General features: G+C 53.7%; 18 protein-coding genes. 12 read left to right on the forward strand and 6 right to left on the reverse strand.

The annotated features are described in order from the left end of the window. The 6 genes from gmd (at window position 1) to H6F67_RS07035 (ending at window position 5,943) form a co-directional block, all read left to right on the forward strand. Entirely contained in the window at window positions 1-1,071 is a 1,071-nt protein-coding gene (gene gmd / locus H6F67_RS07010; RefSeq protein ID WP_190764672.1) for a GDP-mannose 4,6-dehydratase, read from the forward strand. Window positions 1,072-1,136: 65 nt separating this feature from the next. Continuing rightward, on the forward strand, window positions 1,137-1,823 hold the full coding sequence (gene tmk / locus H6F67_RS07015) for a dTMP kinase (protein ID WP_190764673.1): 687 nt from the start codon (window positions 1,137-1,139) through the stop codon (window positions 1,821-1,823). Next, complete coding sequence (locus tag H6F67_RS07020) at window positions 1,796-2,719, forward strand: DNA polymerase III subunit delta' (protein WP_190764674.1); 924 nt, start codon at window positions 1,796-1,798, stop codon at window positions 2,717-2,719. The genes tmk and H6F67_RS07020 overlap by 28 nt, the downstream gene beginning before the upstream one ends. 301 nt (window positions 2,720-3,020) lie before the next feature. Then, window positions 3,021-3,212 carry a DUF2949 domain-containing protein gene (locus H6F67_RS07025; protein WP_190764675.1) on the forward strand — a complete coding sequence of 64 codons (192 nt, stop codon included), beginning with the start codon at window positions 3,021-3,023 and terminating at the stop codon, window positions 3,210-3,212. 186 nt (window positions 3,213-3,398) lie between these two features. Then, complete coding sequence (ftsH4, locus tag H6F67_RS07030) at window positions 3,399-5,285, forward strand: ATP-dependent zinc metalloprotease FtsH4 (RefSeq protein ID WP_199304268.1); 1,887 nt, start codon at window positions 3,399-3,401, stop codon at window positions 5,283-5,285. Window positions 5,286-5,526: 241 nt separating this feature from the next. Next, a complete protein-coding gene (locus H6F67_RS07035; protein WP_190764677.1) occupies window positions 5,527-5,943 on the forward strand; it encodes an HHL1-like protein in 417 nt (138 codons plus the stop codon). 48 nt (window positions 5,944-5,991) lie between these two features. On the opposite strand, the gene H6F67_RS07040 is transcribed toward H6F67_RS07035, so the two are convergent. Then, window positions 5,992-6,924: a LysR family transcriptional regulator gene (locus H6F67_RS07040; protein ID WP_190764679.1), complete on the reverse strand. Its 933-nt coding sequence runs from the start codon at window positions 6,922-6,924 to the stop codon at window positions 5,992-5,994. Window positions 6,925-7,079: 155 nt separating this feature from the next. Here H6F67_RS07040 and H6F67_RS07045 point away from each other — a divergent pair, with 155 nt between their 5' ends. Further along, window positions 7,080-7,322: a hypothetical protein gene (locus H6F67_RS07045; protein WP_190764681.1), complete on the forward strand. Its 243-nt coding sequence runs from the start codon at window positions 7,080-7,082 to the stop codon at window positions 7,320-7,322. Window positions 7,323-7,406: 84 nt separating this feature from the next. On the opposite strand, the gene H6F67_RS07050 is transcribed toward H6F67_RS07045, so the two are convergent. Continuing rightward, entirely contained in the window at window positions 7,407-8,357 is a 951-nt protein-coding gene (locus H6F67_RS07050) for a vitamin K epoxide reductase family protein (RefSeq protein WP_190764683.1), read from the reverse strand. 95 nt (window positions 8,358-8,452) lie between these two features. Next, window positions 8,453-9,301, reverse strand: coding sequence for a photosystem I biogenesis protein BtpA (gene btpA / locus H6F67_RS07055; RefSeq protein ID WP_190764685.1), 849 nt, complete (start codon window positions 9,299-9,301; stop codon window positions 8,453-8,455). Window positions 9,302-9,667: 366 nt separating this feature from the next. On the opposite strand from btpA, the gene rimO reads away from it, so the two are divergent. Next, on the forward strand, window positions 9,668-11,032 hold the full coding sequence (rimO, locus tag H6F67_RS07060) for a 30S ribosomal protein S12 methylthiotransferase RimO (protein WP_190764687.1): 1,365 nt from the start codon (window positions 9,668-9,670) through the stop codon (window positions 11,030-11,032). 9 nt (window positions 11,033-11,041) lie between these two features. Further along, window positions 11,042-12,466 carry a DEAD/DEAH box helicase gene (locus H6F67_RS07065; protein WP_190764689.1) on the forward strand — a complete coding sequence of 475 codons (1,425 nt, stop codon included), beginning with the start codon at window positions 11,042-11,044 and terminating at the stop codon, window positions 12,464-12,466. 124 nt (window positions 12,467-12,590) lie between these two features. Here H6F67_RS07065 and H6F67_RS07070 read toward each other — a convergent pair whose 3' ends face one another. Continuing rightward, window positions 12,591-13,421, reverse strand: coding sequence for a restriction endonuclease (locus H6F67_RS07070; protein ID WP_190764691.1), 831 nt, complete (start codon window positions 13,419-13,421; stop codon window positions 12,591-12,593). Between the two features lie 345 nt (window positions 13,422-13,766). Between H6F67_RS07070 and H6F67_RS07075 the strand changes: the two genes are divergently transcribed. Together H6F67_RS07075 and glpK are read left to right on the forward strand one after the other, a co-directional pair. Further along, a complete protein-coding gene (locus tag H6F67_RS07075) occupies window positions 13,767-13,943 on the forward strand; it encodes a hypothetical protein (RefSeq protein WP_190764693.1) in 177 nt (58 codons plus the stop codon). Window positions 13,944-13,945: 2 nt separating this feature from the next. Continuing rightward, a complete protein-coding gene (gene glpK / locus H6F67_RS07080; protein WP_190764695.1) occupies window positions 13,946-15,439 on the forward strand; it encodes a glycerol kinase GlpK in 1,494 nt (497 codons plus the stop codon). Here the strand turns inward: glpK and glmS are convergent. Both glmS and H6F67_RS07090 read right to left on the reverse strand, forming a co-directional pair. Further along, on the reverse strand, window positions 15,400-17,304 hold the full coding sequence (gene glmS / locus H6F67_RS07085) for a glutamine--fructose-6-phosphate transaminase (isomerizing) (protein WP_190764696.1): 1,905 nt from the start codon (window positions 17,302-17,304) through the stop codon (window positions 15,400-15,402). The two genes, glpK and glmS, sit on opposite strands and share 40 nt — an antisense overlap. A 63-nt stretch (window positions 17,305-17,367) precedes the next feature. Continuing rightward, complete coding sequence (locus tag H6F67_RS07090) at window positions 17,368-17,763, reverse strand: hypothetical protein (protein ID WP_190764697.1); 396 nt, start codon at window positions 17,761-17,763, stop codon at window positions 17,368-17,370. A 128-nt stretch (window positions 17,764-17,891) separates the two neighbouring features. Here H6F67_RS07090 and H6F67_RS07095 point away from each other — a divergent pair, with 128 nt between their 5' ends. Then, the gene (locus H6F67_RS07095) at window positions 17,892-20,381 is read left to right on the forward strand and encodes a U32 family peptidase (RefSeq protein WP_190764698.1); all 2,490 of its coding nucleotides are present in this window, start codon (window positions 17,892-17,894) and stop codon (window positions 20,379-20,381) included. Window positions 20,382-20,400 lie beyond the last annotated feature (19 nt).

Genomic DNA, 20,400 nt, shown 5'->3' on the forward strand with positions numbered 1-20,400 from the left:
ATGACAGAACGCAAGCGTGCACTCATTACAGGAATCACAGGTCAAGATGGCTCGTATTTGAGTGAGCTTTTGTTGGCAAAAGGCTATGAGGTGCACGGCATCATTCGCCGCACTTCCACCTTTAATACCGATCGCATCGACCACATCTACACCGATCCACATGACGAGCAGACGCGCCTGTTTTTGCACTATGGCGATTTGACCGACGGCACAACGCTCCGCCGCATCCTTGAAGACGTGAAGCCGATTGAAATCTATAATCTTGGTGCTCAGTCGCACGTGCGCGTCAGCTTCGACTCGCCGGAATACACCGTTGACTGCGTTGGCATGGGAACGTTGCGCCTGCTTGAAGCGATTCGCGACTATCAGCAGCGAACCGGAATCGAAGTGCGCTTTTATCAAGCCGGATCGTCAGAGATGTATGGCAAAGTTCAGCAAGTGCCGCAAACTGAAACCACGCCGTTTTATCCGCGATCGCCCTACGCCTGCGCGAAAGTCTACGCGCATTGGCAAACCGTCAACTATCGCGAATCCTACAGTTTGTTCGCCTGCAATGGCATTTTGTTCAACCACGAATCTCCGCGTCGCGGTGAAACTTTTGTGACGCGCAAAATCTCTCGCGCCGTTGCTCGCATCGTAGCCGGACAGCAAAAGAAACTTTACATGGGCAACTTGGACGCGAAGCGCGACTGGGGCTATGCCAAAGATTACGTCCGCGCCATGTGGCTGATGCTTCAGCAAGATCAACCGGATGATTACGTGGTGGCAACGGGTGAAACTCATGCAGTCAAGGAGTTTTTGGAAATTGCGTTTCGCCATGTCAATCTCGACTGGCATGATTTCGTTGAGTTTGACCCGCGCTATTTGCGTCCCTCTGAAGTCGATTTGCTAATTGGCGACCCGACCAAGGCCAAGCAGAAACTTGGCTGGGAACCTTCTGTCCCCTTTGAGCAACTGGTGACGATGATGGTGGAAGCCGATCTAAAAGGATTGGGTTTAATTCCGCTGAACGGCCATACGCCGCAAATTGTCAACGATCAAGCGACTGTTCGTCAGTTCTCGATCGGCTAGATGGGTTTTTCGCGATCGACCCAAATCAAGCTAAGCTGAGCGATGTCGATCGCACCAATTTCACCATGCGAGGCAAACTGATTGTGTTTGAGGGCGTTGAGGGCTGCGGCAAAACCACGCAGATCTCCCGCCTCGAAACGTGGCTCCGCACCAGCGGCCTTTTCAATCAGTTGCAGCAGTCCGGCTGCGTCTGCGAACTCATTGTCACGCGCGAACCTGGCGGCACACCGCTCGCCCAGCAAATTCGCCGCTTACTCTTGACTCCAACGGAAGCAGAAAGCTGGAGCGATCGCGCTGAACTCCTGCTCTATGCTGCCGATCGCGCTCAACATGTTGCCCATCAGCTTCAGCCGCAGCTTGCCAATGGTGCGCTAATTTTGTGCGATCGCTTCACCGATTCCACGCTGGCCTATCAAGGTTATGGGCGCGGCTTGGATTTAGCACTCATCGATCAACTGAATGCGATCGCCACAGACAAACTCACCAGCGACCTCACCTTCTGGCTTGATCTCGATGTTTCAGTTGGTTTAGCTCGTGCTGCTGAGCGGAATGGTAAAGTGATTGATCGAATCGAACAGGCTGGCCTTGCTTTTCATCAACGAGTACAGCGCGGCTTCACAGAACTGGCGCAAGCAAGCGATCGCACCATTTCCATTGATGCAAGTCGATCGCCTGACGAAGTAGCGCAAGCCATTCAAACCGTTTTTACGCAGCAGATGCAGCAATGGTATCCCCAGCTTTCGCTTCGGTAATCGGTCAGACGCAGGCGGTGACGCTGCTCAGCCAGGCGATCGCCCGCGATCGAATTGCTCCGGCTTATTTGTTTGCGGGCGTTCCGGGAGTGGGTCGCGGTTTGACGGCTCGCTGTTTTGCGACGGAATTGCTGGGCGGATCGCCTGCGATCGATCGCGTCAATCAAGGTAACCACCCGGATTTGCTTTGGGTTGAGCCAACCTATCTGCATCAGGGCAAGCGAATTTCAGCAGCAGAAGCAACTGAGATGAACGTGAAGCGCAAAGCCGCACCCCAAATTCGGCTAGAGCAGATTCGCGAAATTACTGTGTTTTTGAGTCGTCCGCCGCTGGAGGCGAAGCGATCGATCGTCGTGATCGAGCAGGCCGAAACGATGGCCGAACCAGCCGCAAATGGGTTGTTGAAAACGCTGGAAGAACCCGGACGCGCAACGATGATTTTGATTGCGCCCAGCGTCGAGTCGCTGCTGCCGACTTTGGTTTCGCGCTGTCAGGTGATTCCGTTTATTCGGCTCAGCCAAGCCGCGATCGCCCAAATCTTGCAGCGCAACGGGCAAACCGAACTCTTCCAGCTCTCAGATGTGATGACGTTGGCGCAGGGCAGCGTCAGCAGTGCGATCGAGGCGCACCAACAGCTTGAACGGATTCCAGCCGAACTACAAAAAGAATTGTTGCAGCCGCCCCGATCGCCTCGACAAGCGCTAGAATTAGCCCGACAGGTGGCACAGCTTGACCTGGAAACGCAGCTTTGGCTGATTGACTATCTCCAGCAGCGCTATTGGCAGCTTGGACGGCCAAAATTGCTGCAAGTTCTTGAAACCACGAGGCGATCGCTTCAGGCGTTTGCACAGGCGCGGCTAGTGTGGGAAGTGACATTTTTGCAGATCTCAACGTGATCTCACCTGCGGCGGGGATCAGCATCGTCCCTAAGACAGATAAAGTCGATCGCCAGATTAAAGTACAGTTTGTGGAAATCTGAGAGACCGGAACGAGTGCAACCTTCGCTGATTTTTAGCAATTGCTGCGCTGATCTTGACTGCAATTCCGCTCCTTCGCCAACTTTTTGCAAAATTGAATACAAAATTCACGAAATTCACCGATCACAGGAGAAAGGTTTCCTTTATAATTGGCCGTAATATTTCTGAGAAAATATTGCGAAAACTTAACAAACTGTATTCATTTCTCATCCTCAACGCAATGGACGCGGCAAAACAGACAGGTTTAATTAAATTTCTAAAAGAAGAACTGGCGGTTCCCGCTTCGGCGATCGCCCTTGCCCTGCGACATAATGAACCGGGGTCGAACCTGCTGCCGATGATTTTGTGGCAGTACGGCCTGATCACAACCGAACAACTCGATCGCATTTTCGACTGGATGGAGACGACCTAGCACTCTCAAGCCGCGCTTGCTGTCAAGCGCGATACAGGTGCGGCTATCTCGCCCTTGGAAGAAGTCTGAGAAACATAAAGTTAATTAAACTTAAAGAAGCGAAGAGCGTACGAAGATTAGTACGTCTGCGCTGCTGGTTGCGATCGACGGTCGATCGTCCAGGCTTTTTCAAGGAGCGTCATTGCCATGCCTATTAAAGACAAGCCCCAGCCGCCTCGATCGCGGCAAATTGGCAACGTTTTAATTCTGTTGTCAAGTCTATTTTTAGTTGTAAACCTGCTATTTCCCAGCCTGTTTGCTCCGCGCACGCCACAAGTGCCCTACAGCCTGTTCATCCATCAGGTTGAAGAAGGCCAAGTTTCCAGAGTTTCAGTTGGTCAAAATGAAATTCGCTATCAGCTTGGCGACCAGATTCCTCCAGAAGATGGACAGTCTGGTCAAATTCTGTCCACCACGCCGATTTTTGATCTGGAACTTCCCAAACTGCTGGAAGCCAAAGGCGTTGAATTCGCCGCTGCTCCCCCTGCCCGCAACGGCTGGGTGGGCAATATCCTCAGTTGGGTAATTCCGCCGCTGATTTTTGTGGCGATCTGGCAGTTCTTCATCAACCGCAGCGGGGGTGGTCCGCAAGGTGCGCTGTCGATCGGCAAGAGCCGTGCCAAAGTGTACGTTGAAGGCGAAGCTGACAAAATCACATTTGCCGATGTCGCAGGTGTCGAAGAAGCCAAGACCGAACTCGTCGAGATCGTAGACTTCCTCAAAAATCCGAAGCGCTTTACGCAAATTGGCGCTCGCATTCCCAAAGGCGTTCTGCTCGTTGGGCCGCCAGGAACGGGTAAAACCCTTCTCGCCAAGGCCGTTGCAGGCGAAGCAGGCGTTCCCTTCTTCAGCATTTCCGGTTCCGAGTTTGTTGAACTGTTTGTTGGTGTTGGTTCGTCTCGCGTCCGCGATCTATTCGAGCAGGCCAAAAAGCAAGCGCCCTGCATCGTGTTCATCGACGAGCTGGATGCGATCGGTAAGTCGCGCAACAGCGGCGGCTTCTATGGCGGTAACGACGAGCGCGAACAAACCTTGAACCAACTGCTGACCGAAATGGACGGCTTCTCAGCAGGCGATCAAACCGTGATCGTCCTTGCTGCAACCAACCGCCCCGAAACGCTTGACCCCGCTTTGCTGCGTCCGGGTCGATTTGATCGACAGGTGCTGGTCGATCGCCCCGACTTGAGCGGTCGCGAAGCCATCCTCAACATCCACTCGCGTCAAGTCAAATTAGGTTCAGACGTGGATCTGCGGCAAATCGCCACGCGCACACCCGGATTTGCCGGAGCCGATCTTGCCAACTTGGTGAACGAAGCTGCACTGCTGGCCGCTCGCAACAACCGGGAAGCTGTGTCGCAAGCCGACTTTGCCGAAGCGATCGAGCGCGTCGTGGCCGGACTGGAAAAGAAAAGCCGCGTCCTTAATGAAAAAGAAAAGAAAATCGTGGCCTATCACGAAGTCGGTCACGCTCTCGTCGGCGCACTGATGCCGGGAAGCGGTCGCGTCGAGAAGATTTCGATCGTCCCTCGCGGCATGGCAGCATTGGGCTACACCCTGCAACTGCCGACCGAAGATCGCTTCTTAATGAGCGAATCGGAACTGCGCGGTCAGATTGCAACCATGCTGGGTGGTCGATCGGCTGAAGAAATCATCTTCAACAGCATCACCACTGGAGCCTCCAACGACCTTCAGCGAGCAACTGACTTGGCCGAACGGATGGTGACAACTTACGGGATGAGCAAAGTGCTTGGCCCCTTGGCCTATCAGCAAGGTCAGCAGTCGTTCCTCGGTGCTGAACCAATGAATCCGCGCCGGATGGTTAGCGCTCAAACGGCAGAAGCGATCGATCAAGAAGTTAAGGCGATCGTTGAAGATGCTCACCAGCACGCGCTGGACATTCTGACGCAGAATCGCGATTTGCTCGAATCGATCTCGCAAAAGCTGCTGGAAACTGAAGTGATCGAAGGCGAAATCTTGCACGATCTGCTGGCGCAGGTGAAAGCACCGGAGCAAACACCGACGACAGTGGGTTAGCGATCGAGTTGAAATTATTCTTGTCCCCGCTTGCCTGGTGCGATCGGGGATTTTTTTGATTTCGCACCAAACGAATTACAGGACTGACGCATTAACACCCGGAAATTGATTTCACGGCCTCTGCCTGTCCTGGAATTAGTCTTCAGCGTGGATTTTTCGCAGAGGCACGGCCCTAACCATTCACTTCAATCTGGATAGAAATTAAGGTAAACTTTCATTAACAGAATTTTCATAAATCGCAATGACCAAGAGCCTCGGATTCGGAAAAACCCCGCCTGCGCCCAAAGTTTCAAAGCGGACGACTGAACGCGACGCAGCCGTCAAGCAGTACGACAAGATGAAATCCGACGGTATTCCTGATTTTGAGATTTACATTCGCATTCAAGGCAAAAAAGCGTGGTATCCGGTCGGAGCGCTTGCCGTGAAGCGATCGAGCCTGATCAACCGCGCCATCTTCGACAGCCAAGAGCAACTGCTGCAAGGCGCATTCCGCCTCTATCCTGTCCTGCGGAAAAACCAAAATCAGCTTGAATACGGCTATCGGCTCAAAGAGTTCAAAGATGAACCGATCCAGCTTGCCGTCAAGCCGGAACCGCCCGTACAGTCTGCGATCGCTGGATTGCGCGATCGCGCCACCAAACTCTTCAAGCGCGGCTAATTCTACGATTCCCTCGGTGCTTCACAGTTGGAGAACCGAGGGAATTGCTTAGAGTGAATGACTCAGGGCAGCCAGAGCAGACACGCGATCGCTCTGCTTCACCAAATTCAAAAACGCATAGACGGCGGGTGAAAGTAGTGCATCCGCAAGAGTTGCCACCTGAATGACGCGATCGAGCGGATCGGGAAGAGGATAGACGCGAGCCTCGGTTGGCAGGGGAGCGGCGGCAAGGCGAGCGATAATTGTGGCACCCAAGCCCTGCATCACCATACTGACGATCGCGGAATCTTCGTTGATGCGGTAGCTCGGCTTTAAGTGGGGAGCAACCTGAGCGAGATGATTGCGAATCAAAATCGCACAGTAGTCCTCTTCGGGCGGAAAAATCAGCGGAAAGCGGGCAAGTTCATTCCAGGTCAGCGGTTCATCCACCTGAGTATCGGGCGGCAGCAGCGCCACATATTCATCGCGCATTAGCTCCCACAGTTCAAATTCATCGGGGTTGGCGACAGGGACACAGATAAAGCCAATGTCGGCGCGACCTTGCCGCAACGCTTGCTCAACACCGTCACTGCCGCGCACCAAATCGAGGGAAACTGAAACTTGTGGGTAGGCTTGGCGAAAGCGGGCAATCATTTCCGGCAGGATATGCGTTGCGATGCTGCGAAACGTGGAAACGCGCACCTGTCCGCCCTGCAAGCCGCGCACGAGACGCGCTTCGTTGCCGATCGCAGCCAAAACCTGCAACATCTGCCGCGCATGAGGCAAAATCTGCTCGCCTGCCGGAGTCAGCATTGCGCCATGTCGTCCTCGCGTTAGCAAAACCACGCCTAACTGATCTTCCAAGGTGGCGATCGCATGGCTAATTGCTGATTGCGACACACCCAATTGCAATCCTGCTTCGCCAAAGTTGCTGCATTCTGCCACCGCGACAAACGCCCGCACCTGCGACAGCTTGACTTGATCCAGGTTAAATCGCTCCATGCACTCGTCCTCCGCTTGATTTTAATTGTGCCTGAAGGACGCGATCGCTGCATGAAGAAAATCTATTGATGTGATTCACGCCAGCTTTTGAATTTCGATCGCCAACTTCCTACAGTAATTGGCAAAGGGAAAACGATTTCATCGGAGGCGGAAAAATGGAAGGATCAAGCGTTAATCTTTCAGCAGAATTTGCTCGTGTCCAGCAATCGCGTGACCGCTGCAATCTCAGCAAAATCGGGCGATCGATCATCGCGTTTCTAGCCGGAAGTTCTGAGCCAAAAGTTCAGCGGATCAGTGATAATAGCTGGCGCGTTTACGATCCAATTCGCCATCAAACGCTGTATCTTTCAAGTGAAAAAGAAGTGCGGATGTGGTTAGAGCAGCGGTATCACTTTTAGGATGCGAAACAATGAAAAATACAAAACAGGGTGCGATCGCACCCTGTTTTTCTAATGTAAATTCAAGCTTTCACCAGCTTCAAGCTAGTTTCTAAAGTTGCGCGATCCGGTGAAGCCCGATGCTTCAGCTAGCTGTTCCAGCGATTGAGTTCCGTTGTAGAATTTCCCGTTGATTTCCCAAGTGGGATATCCGGTCACTTGCTCGGATTTCTCCTGGCAAAGCGCAGTTTGCGAATTTCGACCTGCGGGATCGCACTCAACGAGGGGAAGCTCCTGAGCCGCTTGCCGTCCAAATAGCTGCTTTTGATCGTGGCAGTGTGGGCACCAGTAAGCCGAATACATCTTCGCGCCGATCGACTTGAGATGTTTTGCCAGCGCGATTTCCGACTCTCCTGATGTTGTCGTAATCGGCGGTCCCACTTCTCCCGGTGTGCTGACGCTCGGCGGTTCTCCCGGATTTGGCACACCTGCATATACGCCCAGCGTTCCGACTAACGTGACCATTGCCACAATGACGCCCGTAACCAGCAGTTGCCCGATATCATCCCAAGCGCGACCCACCAGCGTCAGCACAAACAGGCTGGTGGCAAAAATTGCAGACGCGATGCAGTAGTAGCAAATGCCGTTGGCACCATACACAGCAATGAACTTCGAGGCCATGATGTACATCAAATAGCCGCTAAAAATCATCATTGCCGTTGTGCTGACAAACAGCAATAGCCAGGTTGTAGACTCGGCTTGCGATCGCTGCTGTTTATTCCGCTCAGGATTGATCAGCAAGGGCGCAAGGGCAAAAGCGGCAACGGCAAGATAAGCCAGCAGGCCAAACAGTGACAGCGGAATTGTGCCGATGTAGGCGTAGTCGCTGGTGAGAACCTGCTCACAGCCTCCGGTCGGGCAGGTGGTTTCGCCGCCGAACAAACGATTGAACGTAATGTAGCCCGTATTCAGCGCACCCAGCAGGGCGATCGCCCCAATCAGCGGACGCGACCAGCGGTGAATCCAAGAAGTAGGTTGGCTGCGGCGACGACTCATAACTTCACGCTGTAAATTTCCGTCAACACAATATCATGGCGGCAAAAGTTGCCACCTCATCCATTTTGACTTACATTCTGGCGATCGAGTGCCGCCTAAGGCGAAACCGTGATGATCGCCTGCGCTTTCTCCTGCGCTTTGAGGGCAAGGCTGCGCTGCATCGCTTCGACAAACTGACTAACGCGAATCGGGTCGATCGGCTGTTCGATCTGGCCGCGCCGCTTCAAGGAACTCGACACGATCACGCCATCCGCCGCCTGAATCAGTTGCGGAATATTCTCCCAGCTTGCCCCACTGCCGATGAAGACGGGCGTTCCGTTCGCGGCAGCACTGGCGAGTTCCAGATCTTCTAGTGTCGGTGGACTTCCGGTTGACCAGCCGGAGAGGATCACGCCATCGGCTAAGCCGCGATCGATCGTTTCCTGCACGGCTGTCGTCAAATTGGGCGATCCCAGCGGCCTTGCGTGTTTCACCAGCACATCCGCCAGAATCTTGACGTTGCTGCCCAGTTCGCGCCGATAGCGCAGCAGTTCGTGCGCCTGCCCTTCGATAATCCCCTGATCGGTTGCCATCACTCCGGTCAAGACGTTGACGCGGATGAAGTGGGCTTGAACGCAAGAGGCGATCGCCATCGCGCTCAAGGCATCGTTGCGTAAAACGTTGAGACCGATTGGCACTTCCACCAGATGCTTTAAGCGCTCTACCACAAGGCTCATTGCACTGACGATCGCGGGATCAACTCTGTTTTTCGTGAACGGGGCATCAAAGAAATTTTCGACAATGATGCCGTTGACACCGCCAGAAGCCAGCGCGGTCGCTTCTTGTTCGGCGCGATCGATTACGGCTTTGAGCGAACCGCCCCAGCGCGGAGACGTGGGCAGGGGCATCAAATGAACGACCCCAATAATCGGATTGGGCGTGTTGAAGGTTTGTCTTAAGTCCACTTGGATCTGAGATTCGGACTTTTAGTATCTACATCCAGCGATCGCCGCTGGCTTAGATCTACTCTAACAGCGGATGGGCTGCACGATTTCAGGGAGCCGCATCTTCCTTTCGATAGTTGATCCCCGCCCGAAAAACTTTCCCTGTCACATTGAATTCACCGTGAATATGGTTAAGTTATGTAATTGTGCGCTAGGATGGAAACGTAATCACTACTGCGGTTGCGATTGACGGTTGTTCGCGGGTCACTCGACTCTTCTGGTGACACGAACATAGGACACGAAGAAGTCCGTTGATTATGCGATCGCTCGGCAGCTTTTTGCTGCTGAATACCTGTCAACCCTTCTTGTGAATCTATCCCGTCATTCATGGGCAAACCCACAATTGCCATCTCTCACTTAGGCTGCGAAAAAAACCGCATCGATACCGAACATATGCTAGGTCTGCTCGTGCAGGCAGGCTATGAAGTCGATAGCAACGAAGAATTAGCCGACTACGTCATTGTCAATACCTGTAGCTTCATTCAGGCCGCTCGCGAAGAATCGGTTCGCACCCTCGTCGAACTGGCTGAAGACGGCAAGAAAGTCGTAATCACAGGCTGCATGGCGCAGCATTTCCAAAAAGAACTGCTCGATGAACTGCCCGAAGCCGTCGCGGTTGTCGGTACAGGTGACTATCACAAGATCGTCGATGTCATCCAGCGAGCAGAAACCGGAGAGCGCGTCCAGGAAGTATCGAGCCATCCGACGTTCATCGCAGACGAGAACATCCCGCGCTATCGCACCACGACCGAGGGCGTTGCCTACCTGCGCGTCTCGGAAGGCTGCGACTACAAGTGCGCGTTCTGCATCATTCCGCAGTTGCGGGGCAAGCAGCGATCGCGCTCGATCGAATCGATCGTCCGCGAAGCCGAACAGCTTGCCGCTGAAGGCGTCCAAGAGATCATCTTGATTTCGCAAATCACGACGAACTACGGACTTGACCTTTACGGAAAGCCGATGCTGGCCGAACTGCTGCGGGCACTCGGTCGCGTCGAAGTTCCCTGGATTCGGATGCACTACGCCTATCCGACCGGATTGACAAACGATGTTCTCGCCGCAATGCGCGAAACGCGGAACGTCCTGCCCTACCTCGACTTGCCGCTTCAGCACTCGCATCCCGATGTGCTGCGATCGATGAATCGGCCTTGGCAGGGTCAGGTGAACGACCAGATCATCGATCGCATCAAAACCGCGATCCCCGAAGCGGTCACACGGACGACGTTCATCGTCGGTTTCCCTGGCGAAACGGACGCGCAGTTTGAGCATCTACTCGAATTTGTCGATCGCCATCAGTTTGATCACGTTGGCGTTTTCACCTTCTCACAAGAAGAAGGCACAGCCGCTTACGACCTGCCGAACCAGATTCCGCAGGACGTGATGGACGATCGCCGCGATGCGCTGATGTCGCTTCAGCAGCCTATATCGCAACTCAAAAATCAAGCCGAAGTCGGCAAAGTCGTGGATGTCTTGATCGAACAAGAACATCCAGACACCGGAGAACTCGTGGGACGATCGCCCCGATTCGCGCCGGAAGTTGATGGCTTGGTCTACGTACAAGGCTCGGCACGATTGGGTTCGATCGCGCCCGTCCTGATCACAGGCGCAGATGTGTACGACCTGTACGGATCGATCGCAAACTCACACACCCAACTGAGAGGCGCGATTCGTCGTGTCTCTGCAACCCTCAATTAAGGAGACTCGATGACCCTTTCATTTCACAGCCTCGGTTTGTCTGAAGCACGTGTCGCACACCTCGAAAAAGCAGGCTTTGAGACACCGACTGCCATTCAAGCCCAAGCAATTCCGCACCTCCTTTCCGGTCGCGATGTCGTCGGTCAGGCGCAAACCGGAACGGGCAAAACCGCAGCTTTCTCGCTGCCAATGCTCGAACAAATCGACGTGAACAATCACGCCGTTCAAGCTTTGATTCTCACCCCGACTCGCGAGTTGGCCGTGCAGGTTTGCACCTCAATTCGCGCCTTCAACGACGATCGCCGCATCCATGTCCTACCGATTTATGGTGGGCAATCGATCGATCTGCAACTCCAGCGGCTCCGTCGCGGCGCTCAAATCGTCGTTGGCACTCCCGGTCGCGTCCTTGATTTGCTCAAGCGCGGCGATCTCAAGCTGAATCAGCTAAGCTGGCTCGTCCTCGATGAAGCCGACGAAATGCTGAACATGGGCTTCATTCAAGATGTCGAGAAGATCCTCAGTCAAGCTCCGGCTGAACGGCAAACTGCTTTCTTCTCAGCCACGATGGAACCCTCGATCCGCGCTTTGGCCGCGAAGTTCTTGCGATCGCCCGTTACGGTCACGGTCGAGCAGCCGAAAGCCGCCCCGACTCGGATCAACCAAATCGCCTACATGGTTCCGCGTGGCTGGACGAAAGCCCGCGCCCTCCAACCGATCCTGGAACTGGAAGACCCCGAATCGGCCTTGATCTTCGTTCGCACCCGCCGCGCCGCCGCCGACCTCACCCGTCAGCTTCAGGCTGCCGGACACAGCGTTGACGAATATCACGGCGACCTCAGCCAGTCGCAGCGCGAACGTCTTCTGCTCCGCTTCCGTCAACGTCAAGTCCGCTGGGTGGTCGCAACGGACATCGCCGCTCGCGGTTTGCACGTCGAAGATCTAACGCACGTGATCAACTACGATTTGCCCGATAGCGTCGAAAGCTACGTTCACCGCATCGGACGAACCGGACGCGCAGGCAAAGAAGGCACAGCCATTTCGCTGATTCAGCCGCTCGATCGCCGCAAGCTGAAGGACATCGAACGCCACGTCCGTCAATCGCTGACGATGGGCACAATTCCGACTCGCGCCCAAATCGAGGCGCGTCAGCTTGAAAAGCTCCAGTCGCAAGTCCGCGAAGCTCTCGCAGGCGAACGCATGGCCTCGTTCTTGCCGATCGTCTCGCAACTGAGCGAAGAATACGACCTCCGCACGATCGCCGCCGCCGCTTTGCAAATGGCATACGATCAAACCCGTCCTTCCTGGATGCGCACCGATCAAGGCGTCAGCGAAGACCCGGTTTACGACGAGCCAAAATCGTATTCGATGAAGCCTGTGAAGCGATCGAACAGCGCCAAGCCGACACCCAGAACGCCCGCTTCCCCGAAGCAATAGTGCGTCAAGATAGATAGTCTGAAGTCAGGGTGCAGTTTGTGCCCTGATTTTTTTGTGGGTGGGGGCGATTCGCCCCTAAACCTCAATTCTTAATCTGACTGCTTCATCGCTGATTGCATCGATATTAACTAGGCAGCCACAGCTTTTCTCTGGGAATTTGGACACGTATTCCTGGTGCAAGCTCAATTTCTTCTGGAATTTCACGCCACTCATGTTCGTTAACAAAATCCTCTTTTAGCCATCGCTGCAAATCTTGCATTCCTCTAAGCCTTAACAACTTCTTGTTGTTATCAGCAAACCATTGTGCATCAGCAGTAAACCTAGTGTTTGTGACAAGCATTCCCATATGAAATGGAGAGTTGTTCGAGGTCAAAACTCCATGAAAATCGCGAACATCGCCAACTTTTGTGGGTGAATCTTTGCGGTGATGCTTTGCTTGCACAGCCAACAGGAATGGAACGGTGAGATTCTTTGGATACGCAATTATATCTACGCCGCCATCTTTTCTGTTAACATCACCGACAAGTTTAGGTTCCAAACCAAGACGTTCTAATCTATCTGCAATAAAGAACTGAAACTTGTCTGGCGGAAGTTGCTTGAGTCTATCTGAGTCTTCAAGAAACCATGCAAGAAGTTGTTCAGAGAACTGAGACAGGCTGACAGTATATACTTCAGAGCTTCCCCACTTCTGCTTGGAAAGATCTTTGACTTGCTGATGCAGAAACAAATGCATCGGATGAGGACCGGAGCGCCAATGAGGATTCTTTTCTTCGATGAACTTTAGCTTATACAATTCATCAGGTTTCAAGCGGTAATCTCGAACAGCCCGTGTTTTAGTAACAAACCCATACTTGTCCGGATTTCTAAAGCGACAATCCCTGCAAAGCGGAAATTCAAGAATTGGGTGTCGTCCTACTGTTTTCTTACCACATTCAATACAAGGAGTCTTGGGCATAGCTGATACTCAAGTAATATTCTTGCACTAGTATAACTTTGAGAACTAAAGATTCTGTGCTTTTAGTAATAATTGTGATGTTCTATTAATGCGTCCAAAATGAATGGTTTTGGATGTTGTGAGTAGCGCCATTCAAAGATTCAACAACCCAATCGCCCTCATGTTCACTCCACACCTTTTCCAAACTCGATCGAACCCCTACCCTACTACCGTTCTTTGAGTGGGCGATCGCTACTCATCCACAATCCAACCCATCCCCCGATCGATTGCGTGATATTTGATGAACGAAAAGTCGATCGCTTCCCAACTGTTGGTAGGGTAGAAGATGAAGGATGAATTGATAGTATGCAGCAGCTTTATCAAGGTTTAGTCATTAGCGTGTTGGGCGGCATGAGCGCCACGATCGTCACCTTGCTAATGGGCTATCCGCAACTCGCTTCAATGTTGCTGACGCCAACGGGCGCGATCGCAACTGGCCTCAGTGCCGGATGGGTCGATGAATTTCGTCGTCGTCAAGATTAGCAATGTCACAATATATTTTGGCGCTGGATTTAGGAACAACAGGCAATCGCGCGTTTGTGTTTGATCGCGCCGGACAAGCGATCGCGCAGGCCTACGAAGAACTAGGGCAGCACTATCCGCAACCCGGCTGGCTAGAGCATGACCCGATCGAAATTTGGCAAGATACTTGCAAGGTGATCGAGGCGGCAATTGCTCAGGCGAAAATTTCCGCCAGTCAGATTGCGGCGATCGGGCTGACCGTGCAGCGCGAAACCTGTCTGCTGTGGAACAAAACAACGGGCGAACCGCTGCACAATGCGATCGTTTGGCAGGATCGACGCACGGCTGGACATTGTTTGCAGCTTCAGCAGCAAGGCTACAGTCAGGAGATTTTCGATTCCACTGGCCTGATCATCGATGCTTATTTTTCCGCAACGAAACTCGCTTGGCTGCTGAATCACTGCGAGGTTGATCCCGATACGACTTTGGCAGGCACGATCGACACTTGGATTTTGTGGAAGCTGACGGGCGGACTTCACGCCACCGACCACAGCAACGCCAGCCGCACGATGCTGATGAATCTTAGAACCGGAGATTGGGACGATCGCCTCCTCGATCTGTTTAACATTCCGCGATCGATTCTGCCCGAAATTCGATCGAGCCTTGGCACGTTCGGAACAACAACTCTTTTAGGCGGAGAAATTCCGATTACCGCAATCTTGGGCGATCAGCAGGCGGCGCTGTTCGGACAGGGATGCGATCGCCCTGGTTTGAGCAAATGCACGTATGGCACGGGCAGCTTTTTGGTTGCCCATACGGGATCAGAAATTGTCAAATCGCCTCGCAATCTGATTGCCACGATCGCTTGGACTCAGGCCAACCAGCCGATTGGCTATGCGATCGAAGGCAGCATGTTCACCAGCGGAGCCTGCATTCAGTGGTTGCGCGACGGACTGGGGCTGATTCGATCGGCAGCGGAAACCGAAGCGATCGCTCGATCGGTGAACGATACGAACGATGTCTTTTTTGTTCCGGCTCTCAGTGGCTTGGGCGCACCGCACTGGGACGCAACGGCTCGCGGTGCGTTTTTGGGGATCACGGGTGGCACAACGCGATCGCATCTCGTCCGCGCCGTGTTGGAATCGATTGCGTTTCAGGTGAAAGAAGTTGTGCAGGCGATTTCGGAAAGCGGTATTGCGGTCGAGCGATTGCGCGTGGATGGCGGCGCCTGTCAAAACAATTTTTTGATGCAGTTTCAGGCCGACCTGCTGGGTATTCCGGTCGAGCGGCCAACGATGCGCGATTCCACTGTGCAGGGGGCGGCATTTGCAGCAGGATTGGCGATCGATTTCTGGTCAAGCGATGCGGAACTTATGCAGATGCGATCGATCGATTGTGTGTTTGAGCCGCAAGCGAAACCGAGTGGATTTGAGCGCTGGTTAGAGGCAGTGGAGCGATCGAAACATTGGGCAGAATCCTACTCCACCGTCACCGACTTCGCTAGGTTGCGCGGCTGATCGACATCCAAACCGCGACGGGCGGCGATGTGATAGGCCAAGAACTGAAGTGGAATCACGGTTAGCAAAGGCGACAGCAGTTCGTCCACTGCCGGAATTGGCAGCAGATTGTCAAACACCTCCGCCGCTTGGGGATCGCTCATCTCCGTCACGCCGATCAAACGAGCATCGCGGGCTTTGGCTTCTTGAGCGTTAGACAGCACTTTTTCGTAGACGCTGCCAGGAACGGCGATCGCCACAACCGGAACCTTCACATCTAACAGCGCGATCGGTCCGTGCTTCATTTCGCCGGACGGATAGCCTTCGGCGTGGATGTAGCTGATTTCCTTCAGCTTGAGTGCGCCTTCGAGGGCGATCGGAAAGTTGATGCCGCGCCCCAAAAAGATGAAATCCTGCGTTTCCGCGAAGTCGTGGGCAAGTTCTTCGATGTAGCGCTCTTGACTTTCTAAAATCGCTTCCATCTGCGCGGGTAGCTGCCGCAAGCCATCGAGAATTTCCGCGATGCGATCGAGCGACAAGGCATTGCGGCGATAGGCCAAATCCAACGCCAAACAGTAAAAGGCGATTAGCTGCGCGGTGAAAGTTTTCGTGGCTGCCACGCCGATCTCGATTCCAGCATGAGTATCGATCAGGTAGTTAACCAGATGGGCGATCGTGCTGTCGGTGCGATTGGTGATTCCCAGCAGGCGCGGCTGAAACTCTTCTGGAGCAAGCGATCGACGGCGATCGATTTCCATGTTCAAGGCCGAAAGCGTATCCGCCGTTTCGCCGGATTGCGTCACGCCGATCGTCAGGACGTTGGGCGCAAGTGGCGGCGGCGCATAGCGAAACTCAGACGCATATTCCACCAAGGTCGGAACGCCCGCCAGCTGCTCTAGCAAAAATTTTCCGACCAGACTTGCGTGCCAGCTTGTGCCGCAGGCGACGATCTGAATTTGCGCCAGATTTTCGTACATTGCATCCGGCAAATTGAGGCGAATCGGGTTTGAATTCGATTCGGGTGTCCAGTCGCCATCGACATAAGTTTCTAATCCAGTTCGCACAACTCCAGGCTGTTCATAGATTTCCTTCACCATAAAGTGCCGGAAGCCTTGCTTTTCCACGACGATCGGATTCCAGTTCAGGGTGCGCGGCGTTTTGCGAAGCCTGTCGCCCGCAAAGCTATACACCTCCACGCCCAGCGGCGTCAGACGGGCAATTTCGCCATTTTCCAAGGTCAGCACGGCGCGAGTATGAGCCACCAAAGCGGGCGTATCGGACGCGCAGAAAAATTCGCCCTGCCCAAATCCGATCGACAAAGGAGCCTGTCTGCGAACGGCAATCAGTTCATCAGGAAAGTCGGCAGAAACGATCGCCAAGGCAAACGCGCCTTCCAATCGGTTGACGGCTTGCCGCACAGCTTCGAGCAAATCTGACTGATAGCTGAGCGATTTTTCCGCTTTGTCGGGATGCTTCAGAGATTCAGCAATCAGATTCGGCACGACTTCAGTATCGGTATCGGAAAGAAATTCGTAGCCTTTTTCCTTCAGTTCTTCGCGCAGTTCGCGGTAGTTTTCAATGATGCCGTTTTGGACGACGGCAATGCGATCGCTCGAATCCGAATGTGGATGCGCGTTGTATTCCTCTGGCTTGCCGTGCGTTGCCCAGCGCGTGTGCCCGATGCCAACCTGAGCCGGGTTTTCCATACCTTCGAGCTTTTCCTGCAAGTTTTGCAGTTTGCCTTTGGCGCGGACGCGATCGAGCTTGCCTTCCCAAACGGTGGCAATTCCGGCAGAATCATAGCCGCGATACTCCAGCTTCCGCAGCCCTTCCAGCAAAATGCCGCTCGCCGCCTGCGTTCCGATATAGCCGACAATTCCGCACATCGATTCTGCTCCTTTCCCGCAAATCCATTCTGATTATTGTATGGGAATGCGAAATGTAGGGCGCTACTCGGACGCTGCCGTGCCTAATCGCTGCTTGGCATCTTGCTCAAACCAAGCGATCACCTCGTCAACGCTGAGGTCTGCGATCGCCTTTCCATTCATTTCCGCCGCCTGACCCAATGGCTTCAGCGAAGATAAAACAAGCTGCGTAAAGAAACTGCGAAATGACGGATCGATCGCGTCTTTTTGCAAGCTGGCATCCTGCGCGATCCAAGCCTGCACCTGATCGGGCGTCACCGATTCGATCGCCTGCCCTGATGTTTCGGCAATTTGACGCAGCGATCGCAGCGAATAGAGCGCCACGCGAGTCAGAAATTTATCGCGAGTAACGAGAAGAGCGCGATCGACTGAGGCCGATTCTGTCTCAGTCAAAAATTCCGCAGGCTGTAGTTCGCTCATAAAAGAAAATTCAAACAACTACATCACTTATAGCGACAAAGCAATCGGGAAGGAAAAGGCAGGCCGATGGATCAGAACCTCGCCTCCTGCACGAACGATATCCTGGAGGAAGTGAGCCGCTATTTTTTATGACGATCGCCCTTCCTTCCTTCCACGTGCCAGAACTCCTCGCCCCCGCAGGCAGTTGGGACTGTGCCAAAGCCGCCGTCGAAAATGGAGCCGACGCGATCTACTTTGGCCTAGAGCGGTTCAACGCGCGAATGCGGGCGCACAACTTCACCGAGGCGGATTTGCCCGAACTGATGGCGTTTTTGCATCAGCGCGGTGTGAAGGGCTACGTCACGTTCAACACGCTGGTTTTTACTCAAGAATTGGCGGATGCCGAGCAGTATTTACGCAGCATTATTGCGGCGGGCGTGGATGCGGCGATCGTCCAGGACGTGGGGATGTGTCGCTTGATCCGCCATTTGTCGCCGGATTTTCCAATTCACGGCTCTACTCAGATGACCGTCTCGAATGCGGCAGGCGTCGAGTTTGCTCGATCGATCGGCTGCAATCTCGTCGTGCTGGCGCGGGAATGTTCGATCGCAGAAATCGAAAAAATTCAAGCGAAAATCGATGGCGGTTTGCCGCTGGAAGTGTTTGTGCATGGCGCGTTGTGCGTCGCCTATTCCGGGCAGTGCTTGACCAGCGAATCGCTGGGCGGGCGATCGGCCAATCGGGGCGAGTGCGCTCAGGCTTGCCGAATGCCGTATGACCTGATTGTGGACGGTCAGCAGTGGGACTTGGGCGATCGCAAATATCTTCTTAGTCCGCAAGATTTGGCTGGACTGGAAGTATTGCCCGATCTGATTCGGACGGGCGTAACGTCGCTCAAAATCGAGGGACGGCTGAAAACGCCGGAATATGTTGCCGCTGTGACGCGAACTTATCGGGATGCAATCGATCGCATCGTCCAAGGTTTCGAGCATGAAGTGAGTGCGGGCGACCGTTACACCTTAGAAATGGCGTTTTCTCGCGGGCTTTCGACCGGATGGATGAACGGCATCGACAATCAGCGCTTGGTTCACGCCCAATTCGGCAAAAAGCGTGGCGTTTTTCTGGGTGAAGTCAGCAAAATTTACGACGGACGCGAAAAGCAAATTGCCCTGCGGCTGCAAGCTCCGTTGAAGGCGGGTGATGGCGTCGTCTTCGATTCCGGCAATCCTCAGCAAGAGCAAGGCGGACGCATTTACGCCGTTGAATCGCGAGGCAAAGAAACTCTAGTTACCTTCGGACGGCAAGCGATCGATCTGCGCCGCGTTAAAGTGGGCGATCGACTGTGGAAAACCAGCGACCCCGAACTCGATCGCCAACTTCGCCAAACCTTCACCGCAGAGAAGCCGCAGTTTCAGCGCGAAATTGCGATCGAAGTTCACGGTGCGATCGGAGAACCTTTAGTGGCGATCGTCCGCGATGAAATCGGGCATGTGATTGAAGTCGCCTCAGAAATGCCGCTGATTGAAGCGCAAAATCAGCAGTTGACGAGCGATCGCCTCCAAGAACAATTCGGACGCTTGGGGAATACGCCGTTTCGCCTCGGAACCCTGGCGAATCATTTACAGGGTGCAGTCCTTTTACCTGTGAGCGAACTGAATCGGATGCGGCGCGAGTTTGTCAGGCAGCTTGAACAGCTTCGCGCTCAGCCGAAACGCTGGCAGCTTCACCGCGATCGATCCTTCACCGACTTGCTTCCGACTATCGATTCGGTTCCACCTGTTGAACCAGAATTAATTGTTTTAGTTCGCAATCTCGATCAGCTTAAGGCCGCGATCGATTCCCACAGTCAAACAATCTACTGCGAATTTGAAGATGTCCGGCTGTATCGTCAAGCTGTCCAGAAAGTTCGCCAGTCAAATCATGCAACCATCTGGGTCGCGCCGCCCCGGATTACCAAGCCCGGAGAGAATTACATCCTTAAACAAGTTTTGGCATCTGAGGCGGATGGCTATCTCGTGCGGAATTACGACCATCTCAAGTTCTTTGCCGATCGACGCTGCATCGGAGATTTCTCGCTCAACGTCGCCAATCCGATCGCGGCTGATCTGTTCAAATCGCAAGGACTGGAGCGGCTGACCGCTTCTTACGATCTCAACATCACGCAGCTTGAAGCGTTACTCAAATACTGTCCGCCGAACTGGTTTGAGGTGACGATTCACCAGCACATGCCGATGTTTCACATGGAACACTGCGTTTTCTGTGCGTTTCTTTCCGAAGGAACGGACTACACGAATTGCGGTCGGCCTTGTGAAACGCATGAGGTGAAGCTGCGCGATCGCGTCGGCACAGAACATATTCTTCAAGCCGATGCGGGCTGTCGCAACACGGTTTTCAACGGCACAGCACAGACTGGAGCCGAATTGGTTCAGCATTTGCTCAAGCTGGGATTGCGGCATTTCCGCATCGAATTTGTCAACGAAACGCCGGATCAGGTGCGACAGACGATCGATCGCTACCAAGACCTACTCGAAGGTAAAATCACCGGGGCGCAGCTTTGGCGCGAACTCAAGCTGCAAAATCAGCTTGGCGTGACGCGGGGTACACTGGAATCTGAATCGTCAAAAGCTGTGCTGCGCTAGCGTTCTGCGTCGAGTCGTG

Origin of the sequence: Microcoleus sp. FACHB-1515 (genome assembly GCF_014696105.1) — a bacterium.
Classification (GTDB): Bacteria; Cyanobacteriota; Cyanobacteriia; order Elainellales; family Elainellaceae; genus JAAUTJ01.